The organism is Halogranum rubrum, assembly GCF_900114455.1.
GTDB lineage: Archaea > Halobacteriota > Halobacteria > Halobacteriales > Haloferacaceae > Halogranum > Halogranum rubrum.
In genome coordinates this window covers 134,283-150,143 of record NZ_FOTC01000005.1, presented here as the reverse complement: position 1 = coordinate 150,143, position 15,861 = coordinate 134,283, and the positions used below count along the sequence as shown (strand labels likewise).

The following is a 15,861-nucleotide window of genomic DNA, read 5'->3' as shown; positions in this document are numbered from 1 at the left end:
CGGTCTTTTCTCGTCGTGTTCAGTCCAGCGTCGGCGACGACGGCGACGGCAGGTCGCCAGGTAACGCGTCAGTGTCGAGACCCGTCACACGCGAGAGGTCCCAGAGCGTCGCGAGGTTGCTCGTGACGACCGACACGCCGCGTTCTGCTAACTCGTCGACGACTGCGAGCGTCGGGTAGTTCGTACACGAGACGAACAGCGTGTCGACGTCGGGTGCCGTTTCCAATACTGCGAGCGCCTGTTCGCGGGCGTCTGCGGGAGTGAGTCTCCCGATGTCGGTGTTTCGCTCGATGCCGCGACCGTCGAGACAGGCGACGTCGAACCCCGATTCGTCGAGGTACGAGCGTTCGCGTTCGTTCAACTCGTCGATGTACGGCGTCGCCACGGCGACGCGAGACGTGTCGAGGGCGTCGAAGAGCCGACGAACCGACAGCGCCGTCGCCACCGCGGGGACGCCCGCGGCGTCGCCGAGTCGGTCTTCTAACTCGGCGTCGAAGCCGTGGCCGTGGACGAGACTGCCCGTCGTGCAGGCGTAGGCGACGGCGTCGACGTCGGCGTCCGCGAGTCGCTCGGCCGCGGCCACCGCGTCGTCGGCCATCGTGTCGAGTCCGTCGACGGTCACGTCGACGAGGCGCATCCGGGCCGCGTGGACCGACGCGTTCGAAACCCAGTGGGCGAACTCCGGTTCGACCGTCGTGTTCGACGAGGGGACGACGACGCCGAGTTTCAGTCGGTCGCCGTCGGCCGTCGGGTCGGCGAAGTCAGACATCGTCCACCGTCTCGCCCTCTTGGGCCTCCTCGACCTTCTCGTCCAGTCGGTCCCGTTCTCGCAGTTCCGGGTCTCGCTCGGCCGGGTCGCCGTGACCGCCGCCGCCGGGCGTGAGCACCGTGACCGTCGTTCCGGCGTCGACGTCGACGGACGTCTTCGCGGCGACGGGTTCGCCGTCGACGAGATTTCGACCGACTGCGCCGTCTTTGCCGCCAGCCAGACCTGCAGGCGGGATGCGCCGCCGTTCGGTCAACAGCGAGACGGTCGCGTCCTCTTGGACGGTGACCGAGCGTTCGAGACCGAGACCGCCGCGGAACCGGCCGTCGCCGCCGCTGTTCGGCCGCAAGCCGTAGCGTTCGACGTGGAGCGGGTAGGCCGTTTCGAGTGCTTCGACGGGTGTGTTGAGCGTGTTGGTCATGCCGACCTGTACGCCGTCCATCCCGTCTTTCGTCGGCCGCGCACCGAACCCGCCGCCGATGGTCTCGTAGTAGGTGAAAGAGCCCGTGCGACTGCCGACGATGAGGTTGTTCATCGTCCCCTGGCCTCCGGCCGGGACGCGGTTCGGCACCGCCTCGCCGAAGGCCGCGAGGACGACGTCGGTGACGCGTTGACTGGTCTCGACGTTGCCGCCGACGACGGCGGCGGGAAGTTCGGGGTTCAGTAAGGAGCCTTCCGGAACCCGGAGCGTCACCGGGTCGTAACAGCCCTGGTTCGGCGGAATCTCCGGGTCGGTCACGCATCGGACGACGAAGTAGACGGCGCTCTTCGCGACGGCCAGTGGCGCGTTGAGATTCCCCGGTACTTGGTCGGCCGTGCCCTCGAAGTCGACGAGAATCTCGTCGCCGTCGACGGTGACGGACGTCTCGATGGGAATCTCGACGCTCTCGGGGTCGACACCCGACTCGTGTTCGAGGACGCCGTCGCCTTCGAGCACGTCGCGGGCGGTGTACGTCCCGTCGGGGAGGTCACGAATCTCGCTCGCGATGCGTTCTCGGGAGTAGTCGATGACCGCGTCGAACGCGTCGAGCACCAACTCGCCGTGTTCGTCGATGAGGTCACCGAGTCGCTCTTCTGCTCGCTCGTTTGCCGCGATTTGGGCGCGGAGGTCCGCACGGCGCTCGTCGGGCGTCCGGACGTTCGCGAGGATGAGTGCCATCACGTCCTCGACGACGTCGCCGCCGGCGACGAGTCGGGTCGGCGGCAGACGCAGGCCCTCCTGATAGATTTCGCGTGCACCGGCGGGCATACTGCCGGGTGTCATCCCGCCGACGTCGGCGTGGTGGGCGCGCGAGACCGCGTAGCCGACGATTTCTTCTTCTGGCGCGAGCGGCGAGACGAGCGTCACGTCGGGCAGATGTGTCCCGCCGTCGAACGGGTCGTTCAGGACGAACACGTCGCCCGGTTTCGGGTCTCGCTCTCTCACCGCGTCGACGGCTTCCGGCATCGCCCCGAGGTGGACCGGGATGTGTTCGGCTTGGGCAATCATCCGCCCCTCGGCGTCGAAGAGGGCCGTCGAGCAGTCCTGTCGCTCCTTGATGTTCGGCGAGTACGACCCGGTGATGAGCACTTGGCCCATCTCTTCGGCGACGCTCTCCAACTGGTTGCGGAGGATTTCCAGCGTCACGGCGTCGACGTCCGTCTCGCTCATGCCGTCACCTCCGTGAGGACGAGCGACCCATCGACCCGCACGGTCGCCTCCCACGCTGGCGGGACGACGACGGTGCTCTCGTCCTGTTCGAGCACTGCCGGCCCGGACACGGTCTCACCGGGCGGGAGACGTTCACGGTCGTAGATAGTCGTCGCGTACGACCCGTCGGCGAAGTGCGCTTCGCGTTCGTCGACGACGGCGTCGCCAGGTGCGTCGTAGGAGACCGAGGGGTCGGGCCGTTCTACCACCGCCTCCGCACGGACGTTCACGAGGTCGACCGACTCGTCCATCCGGTAGCCGTAGGTGTTCTCGTGGGCGGCGTGGAACCGCTCTTTCGCCGTCTCGGGGTCGAACGGCCGGTCGGCGGGCACGGTGAGTTCGAAACTCTGCCCGGCGTAGCGGAGGTCGGCGCGGCGGGTGACGACGGCCGCCTCGGGGTCGCTACACTCGTCGCGAACCGACGCTTCCAGTTCGTCGTAGGCGGTTTCGACGTTCTCGACGTCGACGGAGGCGAGCGACTGTCGTCGCGTCCGGACGGCGTCGTGTTTCTCGTCGGCCGCGAGCAAGCCGAACGCCGAGAGGACGCCGCAGGCACGCGGCGCGACGACCGTCCCGATGTCGAGTCGGTCGGCGAGGGCGGCGGCGTGCATCGGCCCCGCGCCGCCGAAGGCGACGAGACCGAAGTTCCGCGGGTCGTAGCCGCGTTCGAGCGTGACGGCGCGGATGGCGCGCGTCATCGTCGCGTTGGCGACGCGGTACATCCCCTGTGCGGCGTCGAGCGGTCCGTCGAGTCCCGCCTCGTCTGCGAGTTCCGCGAGAGAGTCGCGGGCGGCGTCGACGTCGATGGAGAGTTCGCCCCCGAGACTGGTGCTGTCGCCGATGTAGCCGAGGACGACGTTCGCGTCGGTGACGGTCGGAACGGTGCCGCCGCGACCGTAGCAGACCGGGCCGGGTTCGGCACCAGCGGATTCAGGACCGATTCGGAGCGCGCCGCCAGGGTCGACCCAGCCTTTACTCCCGCCGCCCGCGCCGACGGTCGTCACGTCGACCATCGGCGTCTTGATGGGTCGACCGTTGATTTCGGCGTTCGTCGTCTGTTCGACGTCGCCGTCACGGACGAGACTGACGTCGCTGGAGGTGCCGCCCATGTCGAAGGTGACGAGGCCGGTGAGGTCACGGTCGGCGGCGACGTCGCCGACACTCGCGCGAGCACCGACGACACCCGCCGCCGGCCCAGACATGCAGGTCCGGACGGCGTGTTCTCTGACTGTCGTCGCGTCGGTGATACCGCCGTTGGCCTGCATCACGCTGGGTTCGGGGACGCCCGCGTCGGCCGCTCTGTCGACCAGTCGCCCGATGTAGGCGTCGATGGCCGGCGTGACGTAGGCGTCGGCGACGGTAGTCGAGGTGCGCTCGTACTCACGGAACTCCGCCAGTACCTCGTGAGAGACGGAGACGGGTACGTCGAGTTCGTCGTCTAAGACGCTGGCGACGGCCGACTCGTTCTCCGGGTGGGCGTAGGCGTGGAGGAGACAGACGGCGACAGCTTCTGCCTCCGATGCCTTCACCGACGCCACCACGTCGTCGAGGGCGTCGGCGTCGACCGATTCGGTGACGCCCTCGGGCGTGGCGCGTTCGTCGACGGTGAACCGTCGTCGACGCGGCACCAGCGGCGTCGGTTTGTCGGCGTCGAAATCGTAGAGCGACGGACGCTCCTGTCGGCCGATTTCGAGTACGTCGCGGAACCCCTCGGTGGTGACGAGCGCCGTCTTCGCGCCGTCTTCTTCGAGGAGCGCGTTGACCGAGACGGTCATCGCGTGCGCGAAGTCGTCGATGGTGTCGGGAGCGACGCCCGCCTTCTCGCAGGCCTTCTCGATGCCGTCCATGACGCCGACGCTCTGGTCCGCCGTACTCGGCACCTTCGCGGTGACGAGACTGTTGTCCCGAAGCAGGACGACGTCGGTGAACGTCCCGCCGACGTCGACGCCGACGGTCGTCTCTGGCGTCTCACCGTCCATTCAGAACACCCCCGCCAGCGAGAGCAGACTCCGGATGCCGAGCCAGACGACGATGAGTGTGACGAGTCCGCCGAGGACGTTCTGTGCGGTGGTGTTGACGTAGTTGCCGAGTTTCGCGCTGTCGTTCATGACGAGGATGAGGAAGAGGGCGATGATGGGGAGCAGGACGCCGTTTGCGACCTGTGCGAACAGGATTGCTTGGACGGGGCTGAAGCCGACGGCCGAGAAGACGACGCCGACGCCGAGGATGGTCATCCAGACGGCGCGGAACTTCGTCGACGAGAGGTCGTCGTCCCAGCCGAGTGCGCCCGCCGTAGCGTAGGCACCTGCGAGCGGGGCCGTCGTCGCGCTGGTGAAGCCAGCGGCGAAGAGACCGATACTGAAGAAGATTTTCGCGTACGTGCCGGCGACGGGTTCGAGCTGTTCGGCCATCGTACCGACGTCCGAAATCTCCGTGCCGACGGGGAAGGCGGCCGCGGCGGTGATCATAATCGAGAGCGTGATGAGGCCACCGACGACGATGGAAGCGATGGTGTCGGTCCGACATTCGCCGAGGTCCTCCGGACCGGCCCACCGCTCTTGGACGCTGCTGGCGTGCAAGAAGAGGTTGTAGCCGACGACGGTCGTACCGACGAGACCCGTGATGAGGAACGCCGACCCCTCGGGGACGGTCGGAACGAATCCGGTCGCGATTGCACCGATATCCGGGCCGATGAGGATGGCGTCGATGAGGAAGGAGATACCCATGATGGCGACGAGCGCGACGAGCGCCCGTTCGATGAGTTCGTACTTGCCGGTCCACAGGAGTGCTCCGGCGATGATACCCATCAGCGGTCCCCACAGCGAGGCGGGAATACCCGTGACCGTCTCCAGTCCCGCCGCGCCGCCGAGGATGTTACCCGTCTCGTAGGCCGCAGTCCCGATACCGATGGCACTGACGACGAGTGCGACGCTGACGTACTGGAGTATCTGGTTGTCGAAGCGATTGCGTAACGCTTCGCCGAGTCCTTCGCGGGTGACGAGGCCGAGTCGGGCGCTCATCTCCTGTAGGACGATGGTGGCGACGACAGAGAACGCGATGGTCCAGATGAGCGCGTAGCCGAACTGCGCGCCCGTTACCGACGCCGTCGTGACCGTCCCCGGTCCGATGAACGCGGCGGCGACCATCGCACCCGGTCCGATAGCTCTGAGTCGTTCTACGATGCCCACTCCGACCACCTCTCGTGATACATGTTCACACGAAACGCAATATAGACCTAAAGCGTTGTTATGCGGGGTGTGTACGGGATGCACACGTCGTACGAACGAATGTGAACGCGTATGCGAAAATGCTCCGCGTGACGAGACACTCGTGTTCGTTACGTCGGTCGGCGTTCCGTAATGAGCACCTTCGAGACGCTCTGTTCGACGTCGAGTTCGAACGGGAGGTCACGGACGCTTCGCTCGATGAAACGGGTCATGAACCACCGGAGTTCGGCCGACGGGAAGACGACGTGGTAGGTGTCGCCCTCCGTCGCTCGGACGGAGAGGAACCCGCAGAACGAGAGCCACTCCAACAGGTCGCCGACGTTGTCGAATCGGTCGGCGTACTCGCGGGCGTGGTAGTCCGAGACGGTGTCGGCCGCCGCCGCGAACTCCGGGTCCGGGTCGCCGTTCGCGTCGGTGACGTGGTCCAGAAAGCAGTGCAGAAAGTCGATGTCGAGTAGGACGTGCTCGCCGCCAGAGAGCATCCGGTGGTAGGCGGCGAGATTCGGTCCGGAGTCTGTGCTCGCAGCGTCGAAGTTCGCAGCGTAGAAGGTGAGTGCCCGACGGATGACCTCGCTTTGGCCCTCGCCGGTTCGGTCGGTGAGGTCCGCCAACGCTGCTGCCGTGTCGTCGTCGAGTGAGACCGTCACGCGGTCGGCAGGCATATACACACGAGTGAGACGAGTGCGGGTATAGTTGACGCTCGAAACGAGAGAGACGAGACGCTACCAGTCGAGCGACCCGCCGGACTGGTACTCGGTCACCGTTCGCTCGAAGAAGTTGCTCTCCTTGTTCAGGTCGACCTGCTCGGAGAGCCACGGGAACGGGTTGTCGGTGCCGTACACCTCGTCCATCGCCAACTGGTGGAGTCGCCGGTCGGCGACGTACTCGACGTACTCGACGAACTGGTCGGCGCTCATGCCGAGGATACCCTCCGGACACGCTCCGCGGGCGTAGGCGGCTTCGAGGTCGACTGCCTCGCGAATTAGCGACTCGACTTCCGCTTCGAACTCGTCTGTCCACACGCCGGGGTTCTCCTCGCGGATGGTGTTGACGAGGTCGATACCGAAGTTCAGATGCAGCGACTCGTCGCGCATGATGTAGGCGAACTGCTCGCCGACGCCGACCATCTTGCCCCGGCGTTTCAGCGCGAGCATCATCGCGAACCCGGCGTAGAAGAACACGCCCTCCATGACGACGTAGAAGCCGACGAGGTCACGGAGGAACGCGCGAACGTCTTCGTCCGTCTCGATGGTGAACTCCTCGCGGTCGATGGCGCGGGTCAGGTCGACGACGAACTCGTCTTTCTCCTGAATCGCGGGCACGCGGTCGTACATCCCGTAGAGATAGTCGGGGTCGAAGCCGAGTGAGTCACAGCAGTAGATGAACGTGTCCGTGTGAATCGCCTCCTCGTACGCCTGCCGGAGGAGGTACTGGCGACATTCGGGGGCCGTGACGTAGTCGTAGACGGCGAGGACGATGTTGTTGGCCGTCAGCGACTCGGCGGTGGAGAAGAACCCGAGGTTCCACTCGACGAGTTGGCGCTCTTCGGGCGTGAGTTCGTCGTTCTGCCACTGGCTGACGTCGTCCTGCATCGGCACCTCCTCGGGGACCCAGTTGTTGGCGACGCCGTCGCGGTAGTACTCGCGGGCCCACGGGTAGTCGATGGGGAGAATCTTGTTCGGGTCGTGTTGGCTGTCGGTGTTGATGATGGGCATTGGTGGTGAGAGGGGAGCTATTGGCAGGACTCGCAGGTCGGGTCCTCGACGCTCGGGAGGTCGCAGGCGTCGGATTCGGTCGACTCTTCGTCTGTGACACCGCTATCGCCACGCGTCTGCGTGTCGCTGTACTCGCGCATGTCGAGCGTGGATTTCTCTATCTGACTCGCGCCGAGCGTCCGGAGGTAGTAGGTCGTCTTGAGGCCGAGTTTCCACGCCGTCTTGTAGACGTCGTCGAGGAGCGACCCGTCCGTCGACGGGAAGAAGACGTTGTGCGACTGGCTCTGGTCGATCCAGACGCCGCGTTGGGCAGTCAGCCGAAGTTGGTGTCGTGGGTCGATTTCGAACGCGCCGCGGTGCAGTTCCTGCACGTCGTCGGGAATCTCGTCGAGTTGCTGTATCGACCCGTCGTGGTACTTGATTCGGTCGCGAGTCTCTGCACTCCACAGTCCCTCGCGTTTCAGGTCCGCGACGAGGTGGTCGTTGACGACGGTGAAGTCGCCGGACATGTTGGACTTGACGTAGAGGTTCGAGTAGATGGGTTCGATGGAAGGCGTCGTTCCCACGATGGTCGAGATGGTCGCCGTCGGCGCGACGGCAATGGTGTTCGAGTTGCGCATCCCGTGGGCGGCGACGTGTTCTCGGACCGCGTCCCAGTCGAGGCGTTCCTCGGAGTCGACCGGAATCTCCCGACCGCGCTCGGCTTCGAGCAGGTCGAGAGTGTCCTGCGGCAGGAGACCGCGGTCCCACTTCGACCCGTCGTAGCTCTCGTAACTTCCTCGCTCCGCTGCGAGACGCGAGGAGTTCAAGATGGCGTGGTAGGCGACGAGTTCCTGTATCTCGCTCGCGACGGTGAGCGCCTCGTCGCTCGCCATCGGAACGCGCTGCTGCATCAATGCCTCGTGAAAGCCCATCACGCCGAGGCCGATTGGCCGATGGCGCATGTTCGAGCGTTCGGCGTTCTCCGTCGGGTAGAAGTTCAGGTCGACGACGTTGTCGAGCATCCGCATCGCCGTCTCGACGGTGTCGGCGAGTCGCTCGCGCTGGAAACCGTCACCGTCGCTGGCGATGCCGTCGCCATCGCTTTCGACGTGCTTCGCGAGGTTGACCGACCCGAGGTTACAGACCGCCGTCTCCTCGTCGCTCGTGTTGAGCGTAATCTCCGTACAGAGGTTCGAGGAGTTGACGACGCCCGCGTGGTCCTGCGGCGACCGGACGTTCGCGGGGTCTTTGAACGTTATCCACGGATGACCCGTCTCGAAGAGGCGCGTGAGCGTCTTCCGCCAGAGGTCCGCGGCGTCGACGGTGCGGTACTGGCGGAGTTCGCCCGCTTCGGCTTTCTGTTCGTACTCGCGGTACAGTTCCTCGAACTCCTCGCCGTACGTCGAGTGGAGGTCCGGAACCTCGTCGGGCGAGAAGAGCGTCCACGCTTCGTCCGCTTCGACGCGCTTCATGAACAGGTCGGGAATCCACGCGGCGGTGTTCATGTCGTGGGTGCGTCGGCGTTCGTCGCCGGTGTTTCGTCGCAGGTCGACGAAATCCGGGTAGTCGAGATGCCAGCATTCGAGGTAGGCAGCGGCGGCCCCGCGGCGCTTGCCCGAGCGGTTGATGGCCGCCGTCACGTCGTTCGAAATCTTGAGGAAGGGGACGGTTCCGGTCGACTCCACGCCAGTCGACTCGATGAGCGACCCCGAAGCGCGGAGGTTCGTCCAGTCGTTGCCGAGGCCGCCCGACCACTTCGAGAGTTTGGCGTGTTCGTGGTAGGACCGGAAGATGTCGTCGAGGTCGTCGGCGACGGTGGTGAGATAGCACGACGAGAGTTGCGGGTGGGTCGTCCCGGCGTGAAAGAGCGTCGGCGTCGAGTGGACGAACCGCAGCGTCGACAGCACGTCGTAGAACTCCTTCGCGTAGGCTTCGCGCTCGTCGGGGTCCTCGCGCAATGCGACGCCCATGGCGACGCGCATCCAGAACACCTGTGGGAGTTCCAGACGCTCATCGTCGTTCGTCTTGAGGAAGTATCGCTGGTAGAGCGTCTCCATCGCGAGGTAGTTCAGTTCGTCGTCCCGGTCGAGGACGAGTGCGTCGGCGAGCGCGTCGAGGTCGTAGTCGGCCATCCGCTCGTCGAGCAGGTCGGCATCGACGCCACGGGCGACGAGGTCACGAAGCGAGTCTCTGTACGCCTGCTCACGGTCCTCGTACTCACCGAGTACCTCGTGTTCGTAGCGCTCGCGGAAGGCGCGGGCGGCGACGGTCTTGTACGCCGGGTCGCGTTCGATTCTGGCGGCGGCGGCGTCGACGACGGCGTCGTACCGCTCCGCTCGCGTCGCTCCCCCGTACAGGTTGCGTTCGACGTCCGTAACGAGACGGTCGACCGACTCGTCCGTGACGCTGTGTTCGAAGCCGCGTCGAGTACGCTCGACGACGGCGCGTATCCGGTCTCGCTGCGTTGTTGTGGTTTGACTCATGTCTGAGGTGACTCGTTCTCCCGTCCGTTCGGCGCGACCGAGACGTCGGACAGTGTCGCCACTCCTCGTGAGCGGTGAATACCGCCCGACGACGGCGCGACTGAACGGCCGTGGTCCGTACTGTTCCCTGCGCAGACCATAAACATTGGCAATCGAAATTGGAGTATTGAAAGTTTAGTTGTTCTTCTGGCAGAGGCTCTCGGGTACGTAGAGTAGAGAGACGAGTCACACAGACCGGACGGCCCACACGACTAACCACCCCACCGGCAAACAGCGAACACGATGGACGACACCGAGGGCGGGGGTGTGATGCCCGACGGCGAAGAACCGTTCGCGGCCGACGAACAGCAGCGTATCGCCGTCGACTTCGACAAGACGCTGACGAAGGGTGAAGAGGAGTACATCACCGAAGAACCCGAGAAACCGAACGAGGAGATGGTTGAGTGGGTCAACTACCAGTACCGGCAGGGTCACACCATCATCGTCTGGACGGCCCGTCCGTGGGAAGCGGCCCAAGAGACCGTCGCACGCCTCACCGAGTGGGGCGTCGACTGGCACGGCCTCCGGATGGAGAAGGGCCACGCCGACGTCTACGTCGACGACAAGGGGTCGACGCCGACGGAACAACTGCTCGACCACGGCTTCGACGGCGACGGCGAACTCGACGACGGCGAAGGACTCGTCGACAAGGAGAAAGACGGCGACTTCGACGAGGCTGGAAACACCTGAGGCGACCGACGGCGTCGGGGTGAACTATATCTGTCGTCGGTCTGTCTGGTAGTCGATGGCAAGCAAGCAGTCGTGGTTCCACGGCTACACGGCGTGGTACACGCGAGCAGTCGTCTGGTTCCTCGAAGTCCTCCTCGTCGGTGCTCTCCTCCAGACACTGCTCGGGACACTCGGCGTGGTGGTGACTGGACTCGTCGGCGCACTCCTCCTCTTTCGACACGTCGAGAGACACGTGCAGCAAGAGCTCAACCAGTAGTTCGCATACCAGAACTGCCAAACGGTCGATACCGGCGGACAGACGACGTTCACCGATGGTTCCGCCCTCCACTGCACCCGCGTTCGTCGTCGCCGGAATCGCCCTCGTCGGGTCGCTGTTCTGGTTGGTGAAGACTCGTCGCGGCTACAGAGAACGAGTGAAAACACGAACAGGGCCTCCAGTGCGGACACTCGCCGAGTAGGTCAGTACGCGAGAGACGACGTCCGCAGAACGGTTCGACGAGTCAGCGGTGACGAGGCGAGACTACGACTGAAGCGGATGACGAGCGCCCGAAGTGGGCGCCGTCAACCGGAATGCCACAATCCATCGGTCGATCTCCGGGCAAGGGATCAGTCAATGGATTGTAGTCGTACGTACGCATTCCAGACAGTAGAATTTTCGCTTCACAATCGAAACCGAATATACGGACCTTCTCTCCTCGAATCGAGAGACGCAACGCTGGTGGACAGTGAGTAACCGACGAAGGGATGCTCTCTCGACCGAATGGAAGTCACACGAGAAGGGGAACCGAATCACTAGAGTGCCCCAAGGCGTACCAGACCGCCAAGCGTCGAGAAATCGAGAACCGAGAGGGTGAGGCCGCCGAATTACGCGATACCGGCGGCCATCAGGAACAGCGCGACGGAGATGATGGCGAAGAGGACACCGACGAAGTTCTTGATGGTGTCCGTCTCCAGCGCGTTCGAGACGTACGGGGCAATCTGGCCGCCGATGACCGTCGCGGGGACGGTGAAGACGACCATGTTCCACGGCGTCGACGCGAGACTCAGCGAGTGGCCACCGACCAGTCCACCGCCGAAGACGTGGACGAGCGACGCGAGCACGGCGGTGAGTGCGACGACGATGTGGTTCGTGCCGATAGCGACGCGGACGGGAACCTTCGTGCTGAGCATCGAAATGATACCGAGTTCGCCGACACCGAAGCCAGCGAGTCCCTGGAAGATACCACCGATGCTGTAGTTGCCGAACCGCCTGAGGTAGCCACCGCGGGTGTACCGGTAGTCGTCGCCGTCACGGTCGACACGGGTAACGTTGCCGTCGGCGTCGGTAGCGACACCGGCCGGGCCGAGTTTGTCGGGGTCGTTCGGTAGGTCTGCGGCGACACCACCGTCTGCGGCGACGGCCTCGTCGCCACTCTCGCTGGAGCCTTCGTGGCCGAGGTCTGCCTTGAACAGCAGGTACGACGCGGCCAACAGCGCGACGCCGAGCAGTGAGTGGAAGACGACTTCGGGAATGATGAACGACAGCAGCGCCCCGCCGACGACGAACGGTACCGCGCCGGCGACGAGCGTGAGCGCCAGTCGACGGTCGACGAGACCGTACTGGATGAACGCGACCGACGAACTGGAGAGACCGAACGCCTCGCTGATGAGTCCCACCTTCACGATTGTCTCCGGTTGCAGTGGCTGGGCGAACAGCGGGAAGATGAAGATGAGGAACGGGACGAACAGCGCCGACCCGCTGATTCCCACCGTGTTGACGATGGTCGCCCCGAGCAGGAACGCCGGGAAGAGCCACCAGTATTCGAGCCAGTAGTTCGTGCCCACGTCCCCTGTCGGCGCCGCAAAGTACACGCTCGTGACGAACAGCACCGGAGCGAGCAGGACGAACACGTGTTGATACTTTAGGAACGACTTTTGGATGCGACTTTTGTGCTGAGAACTCATCGGTCTGTAGGTCTAGTTGTAAGTTGCACTCACAGTATCCAGTGTCGAGGATACTGAGAACATCGCGCCGTACACCGGTGTTTCAGCGGAATCGAACCACGCACGCACGTCCGCCACGTTTTCCTGTGTGAACAATCGGGAACAATCTCCAATCGAACAAGGATGGTGACAGTCGTGTCCGTCGTACTCGTCCGCCGAGTCGCGGGTCACGGTCGGTACACCGAGTTGATTCTGCATAAGTAAAAAAACTTGGGCTAAAACGTCGGTGTGAGACCCTGAACCACACGATTATTGTCGTTTCCTAATACTCCTTATACAGCGCGACCACCACCTCGGGAATCAAATGTGAGCCAACTCACACCACCAGTACCCGTTCGACGAGCGCCCGCTCGTTCGCGTAGGTGAGTCTGTCGAGGGCATCGCTCGGAGCGACCCACGCGCGTTCGTCGACTTCGTCGCCCGCTTCCGGGGCGTCGGGCGGGTGTTCGTCGACGAGATGCATCCGCCAGACGAACACCCCTTTCGGCCCGTCGGCGTCGTACTGGTAGCGACCCGCGTATCGGCCACACTCGACCGCACATCTCGTCTCCTCTCGGACCTCCCGCACCGCCGCCTCGACGAGCGTCTCGCCGGGTTCGAGTTTCCCTTTCGGAATCGCCCAGTCGTCGTACCGCGGTCGGTGGACGAGGCAAACGGCGCCGTCGTCGCGGACGAGCAAGCCACCGGCCGCGAACGTCACCACGGTCAGAAGTCCGGTTCGGCCTCGGGTTCGACCCCGAGGTCCGCGGTGTTTAGGTCGAACTCCTGCTGGAGTTCTCTGATTCTGTCGCGAATGTCGGCGGCGAGTTCGAACTCTAAGTTACCCGCGGCCTCGTTCATCCGTTCTTCGAGCAGTTCGACTTTGGCCTCGGCTTCCTCTTCGGTCTCGATGTCGTCGACGGAGGTGTCGGAGGTGTCGGTCTTACTGCCGGGGAGACTCATCTCGCCGACCGCCTTCTGAATCGTCTCGGGTGTATAGCCGTGTTCCTCGTTGAACTCGGTCTGAATCTGCCGGCGGCGTTGGGTCTCGTCGATGGCGGCGGCCATCGCGTCCGTCGTCTCGTCGGCGTAGAGGACGACTTCGCCGTTGACGTTGCGGGCGGCACGGCCCATCGTCTGGACGAGCGTCGTCTCCGACCGGAGGAACCCCTGCTGGTCGGCGTCGAGGATGGCGACGAGCGACACCTCGGGGATGTCCAATCCTTCACGCAGGAGGTTGATACCGACGAGGACGTCGATGTCGCCGAGGCGAAGTGAGCGAATCAGTTCGTGACGCTCCAGGGTGTCCGTCTCGTCGTGCATGTAGGCGACGTTCACACCGGCCTCCTCGAAGTACTCGGTGAGGTCCTCGGCCATCCGCTTCGTGAGCGTCGTCACGAGCACGCGCTCGTCGCGTTCGACGCGTTCGTCGATGCGGGCCATCAGGTCGTCGACCTGTCCCGTCGCCTCCGAAATCTCGACCTTCGGGTCGACGAGATGCGTCGGTCTGACGATCTGTTCGACGATCTGCTCGGAGTGTTCCCGTTCGTAGTCGCCGGGCGTCGCCGAGACGTAGAGCGTTCTATCCGTCTTCTCTTGGAACTCCTCGAACGTCAGTGGGCGGTTGTCGTACGCAGTCGGAAGCCGAAACCCGTTCTCGACGAGCGAATCCTTCCTCGATTTGTCGCCCGCGAACTGCCCCTTTATCTGGGGCAGGGTGACGTGGGATTCGTCGACGACGGTGAGGAAGTCGTCCGGGAAGTAGTCGAGCAGCGTGTAGGGTGCCTCGCCCGACTCGCGGTTGGACATGTGAACCGAGTAGTTCTCGATACCCGAGCAGTAGCCCGTCTCTCTGAGCATCTCTAAGTCGAACGTCGTTCGCTCTTCGATTCGTTGGGCGGCGACGAGGTCACCCTGGCGCTCGAAGTAGCGCACGCGGTCCTCCATCAACCCCTCTATCTCCGTGCAGGCGCGTTCGAGGAGTCCCTCGGGAATGGAGTAGTGCTCCGCCGGGTGGATGAGGACGGCCGGTTCTTCGGATTTGACCTCGCCCTGCAGAGTGTCTATCTTCATCATCCGGTCTATCTCGTCGCCCCAGAACTCGATGCGGACGGCGTAGCGGCCGTACATCGGGAAGACTTCGACGGTGTCACCGCGGACTCTGAACGTCCCCTGCTGGAAGTCGATGTCGTTGCGCTCGTAGTTCAGGTTGACGAGTCGTTTCAACAACTCGTCGCGGCCGACGTCTTCGCCGACTTCGAGTTCCATCGCCATGTCGACGTAGTTCGTCGGGTCACCGAGACCGTAGATAGCAGAGACGCTCGCGACGACGATGACGTCGTCGCGGGTGAGAAGCGACCGGGTCGCCGAGTGACGGAGTCGGTCTATCTCCTCGTTGATGGACATGTCCTTGTCGATGAAGGTGTCCGTCTGCTCGACGTACGCCTCGGGTTGGTAGTAGTCGTAGTACGAGACGAAGTACTCCACCGCGTTGTCCGGAAAGAGGTTCTTGAACTCCTCGTACAACTGTGCGGCGAGCGTCTTGTTGTGCGCGAGGACGAGCGTCGGCTTTTGAATCTCTTCGACGGTCCACGAGACGGTGTTGGTCTTACCGGAACCGGTGACGCCGAGTAGCGTCTGTTTCTTCATCCCGTCTGCGTAGCCCGCGGCTAGTTGTTCGATGGCCTCGGGTTGGTCGCCGGCAGGCTCGAACGGCGCATCCACACGAAACGGGCGGGCAGCCTCGGGACGGTCCGGTGAGAGTGGCCCGGAATCTGTGTCACTCACGGTTGGCTGACGTTGGACCCGAAGGCACTTGACCCGCTCGTTTGGGGCAGTGTTGTGTACCTTGGGCGGGCGAAAGAGGACTCGTTTCAGTGTTCGAACGACGGGGCGTCTGGTACCTCGACGACTCTCCATCGACGGACGTCGTCACCACTTCCGGACAATTTCGCCAGCGACGAACACTTTTCGGGTTGACCGTCGTACCAGGAGGTATGGTACGAGACGAACTCCAGCAGGCGAGCGACACACTTCGAGAGGCATCGGAACTCGTCGACGAGGAGACACAGCAACGGCTCTACGACCAGTCGAACCAACTCGCGGAGTTGGCGACGCGTGACGCGGACCCGGACCACGGGCGACTGGACCGACATATGAACGTGCTGCACGAACTCGGCCGGGAACTCGACGGCGAGGCGAGCGAGTTGGTACAGTCCGCTCGTAACTCGGTCAAAGAGTACCGTAAGACGGTTCCGGGCGTCTGAATCGGCTCTCAGAACCCCCTCATTTCCGGTGGAGAATCAGT

General features: G+C 64.0%; 14 protein-coding genes. 4 read left to right on the top strand and 10 right to left on the bottom strand.

All coding sequences use genetic code 11. From position 1 onward, the window contains the following. Positions 1-19 precede the first annotated feature (19 nt). From BM083_RS17775 to BM083_RS17745, 7 genes are all read right to left on the bottom strand, one after another. Entirely contained in the window at positions 20-769 is a 750-nt protein-coding gene (locus BM083_RS17775; RefSeq protein ID WP_089871208.1) for a maleate cis-trans isomerase family protein, read from the bottom strand. Next, positions 762-2,417: a hydantoinase B/oxoprolinase family protein gene (locus BM083_RS17770; RefSeq protein ID WP_089871206.1), complete on the bottom strand. Its 1,656-nt coding sequence runs from the start codon at positions 2,415-2,417 to the stop codon at positions 762-764. Before BM083_RS17770 ends, BM083_RS17775 begins: the two co-directional genes overlap by 8 nt. After that, complete coding sequence (locus BM083_RS17765; protein WP_089871204.1) at positions 2,414-4,435, bottom strand: hydantoinase/oxoprolinase family protein; 2,022 nt, start codon at positions 4,433-4,435, stop codon at positions 2,414-2,416. Before BM083_RS17765 ends, BM083_RS17770 begins: the two co-directional genes overlap by 4 nt. Beyond that, the gene (locus BM083_RS17760; RefSeq protein WP_089871201.1) at positions 4,436-5,644 is read right to left on the bottom strand and encodes an Nramp family divalent metal transporter; all 1,209 of its coding nucleotides are present in this window, start codon (positions 5,642-5,644) and stop codon (positions 4,436-4,438) included. It abuts the gene before it with no gap. Between the two features lie 149 nt (positions 5,645-5,793). Next, complete coding sequence (locus tag BM083_RS17755) at positions 5,794-6,345, bottom strand: ribbon-helix-helix protein, CopG family (RefSeq protein ID WP_089871199.1); 552 nt, start codon at positions 6,343-6,345, stop codon at positions 5,794-5,796. A 60-nt stretch (positions 6,346-6,405) separates the two neighbouring features. Beyond that, the gene (locus BM083_RS17750) at positions 6,406-7,398 is read right to left on the bottom strand and encodes a ribonucleotide-diphosphate reductase subunit beta (protein WP_089871196.1); all 993 of its coding nucleotides are present in this window, start codon (positions 7,396-7,398) and stop codon (positions 6,406-6,408) included. Positions 7,399-7,415: 17 nt separating this feature from the next. Continuing rightward, the gene (locus BM083_RS17745) at positions 7,416-9,998 is read right to left on the bottom strand and encodes a ribonucleoside-diphosphate reductase subunit alpha (RefSeq protein ID WP_281244223.1); all 2,583 of its coding nucleotides are present in this window, start codon (positions 9,996-9,998) and stop codon (positions 7,416-7,418) included. Positions 9,999-10,145: 147 nt separating this feature from the next. On the opposite strand from BM083_RS17745, the gene BM083_RS17740 reads away from it, so the two are divergent. From BM083_RS17740 to BM083_RS22925, 3 genes are read left to right on the top strand one after another with little or no spacing between them, the layout of a single operon-like run. Further along, positions 10,146-10,592: a hypothetical protein gene (locus BM083_RS17740; RefSeq protein WP_009367159.1), complete on the top strand. Its 447-nt coding sequence runs from the start codon at positions 10,146-10,148 to the stop codon at positions 10,590-10,592. A gap of 55 nt (positions 10,593-10,647) precedes the next feature. Continuing rightward, complete coding sequence (locus tag BM083_RS17735) at positions 10,648-10,848, top strand: hypothetical protein (protein ID WP_009367160.1); 201 nt, start codon at positions 10,648-10,650, stop codon at positions 10,846-10,848. A gap of 55 nt (positions 10,849-10,903) precedes the next feature. Beyond that, the gene (locus tag BM083_RS22925; protein WP_177197690.1) at positions 10,904-11,050 is read left to right on the top strand and encodes a hypothetical protein; all 147 of its coding nucleotides are present in this window, start codon (positions 10,904-10,906) and stop codon (positions 11,048-11,050) included. A gap of 406 nt (positions 11,051-11,456) precedes the next feature. On the opposite strand, the gene BM083_RS17730 is transcribed toward BM083_RS22925, so the two are convergent. The 3 genes from BM083_RS17730 to uvrB form a co-directional block, all read right to left on the bottom strand. Further along, a complete protein-coding gene (locus BM083_RS17730) occupies positions 11,457-12,536 on the bottom strand; it encodes a sulfite exporter TauE/SafE family protein (protein WP_089871192.1) in 1,080 nt (359 codons plus the stop codon). Positions 12,537-12,891: 355 nt separating this feature from the next. After that, positions 12,892-13,278: an NUDIX hydrolase gene (locus BM083_RS17725; protein ID WP_089871188.1), complete on the bottom strand. Its 387-nt coding sequence runs from the start codon at positions 13,276-13,278 to the stop codon at positions 12,892-12,894. A gap of 2 nt (positions 13,279-13,280) precedes the next feature. Beyond that, the gene (uvrB, locus tag BM083_RS17720) at positions 13,281-15,341 is read right to left on the bottom strand and encodes an excinuclease ABC subunit UvrB (protein ID WP_089871186.1); all 2,061 of its coding nucleotides are present in this window, start codon (positions 15,339-15,341) and stop codon (positions 13,281-13,283) included. A gap of 209 nt (positions 15,342-15,550) precedes the next feature. Here uvrB and BM083_RS17715 point away from each other — a divergent pair, with 209 nt between their 5' ends. After that, positions 15,551-15,820, top strand: a complete 270-nt coding sequence (locus BM083_RS17715; protein WP_089871327.1) for a DUF7553 family protein — start codon at positions 15,551-15,553, stop codon at positions 15,818-15,820. Positions 15,821-15,861 lie beyond the last annotated feature (41 nt).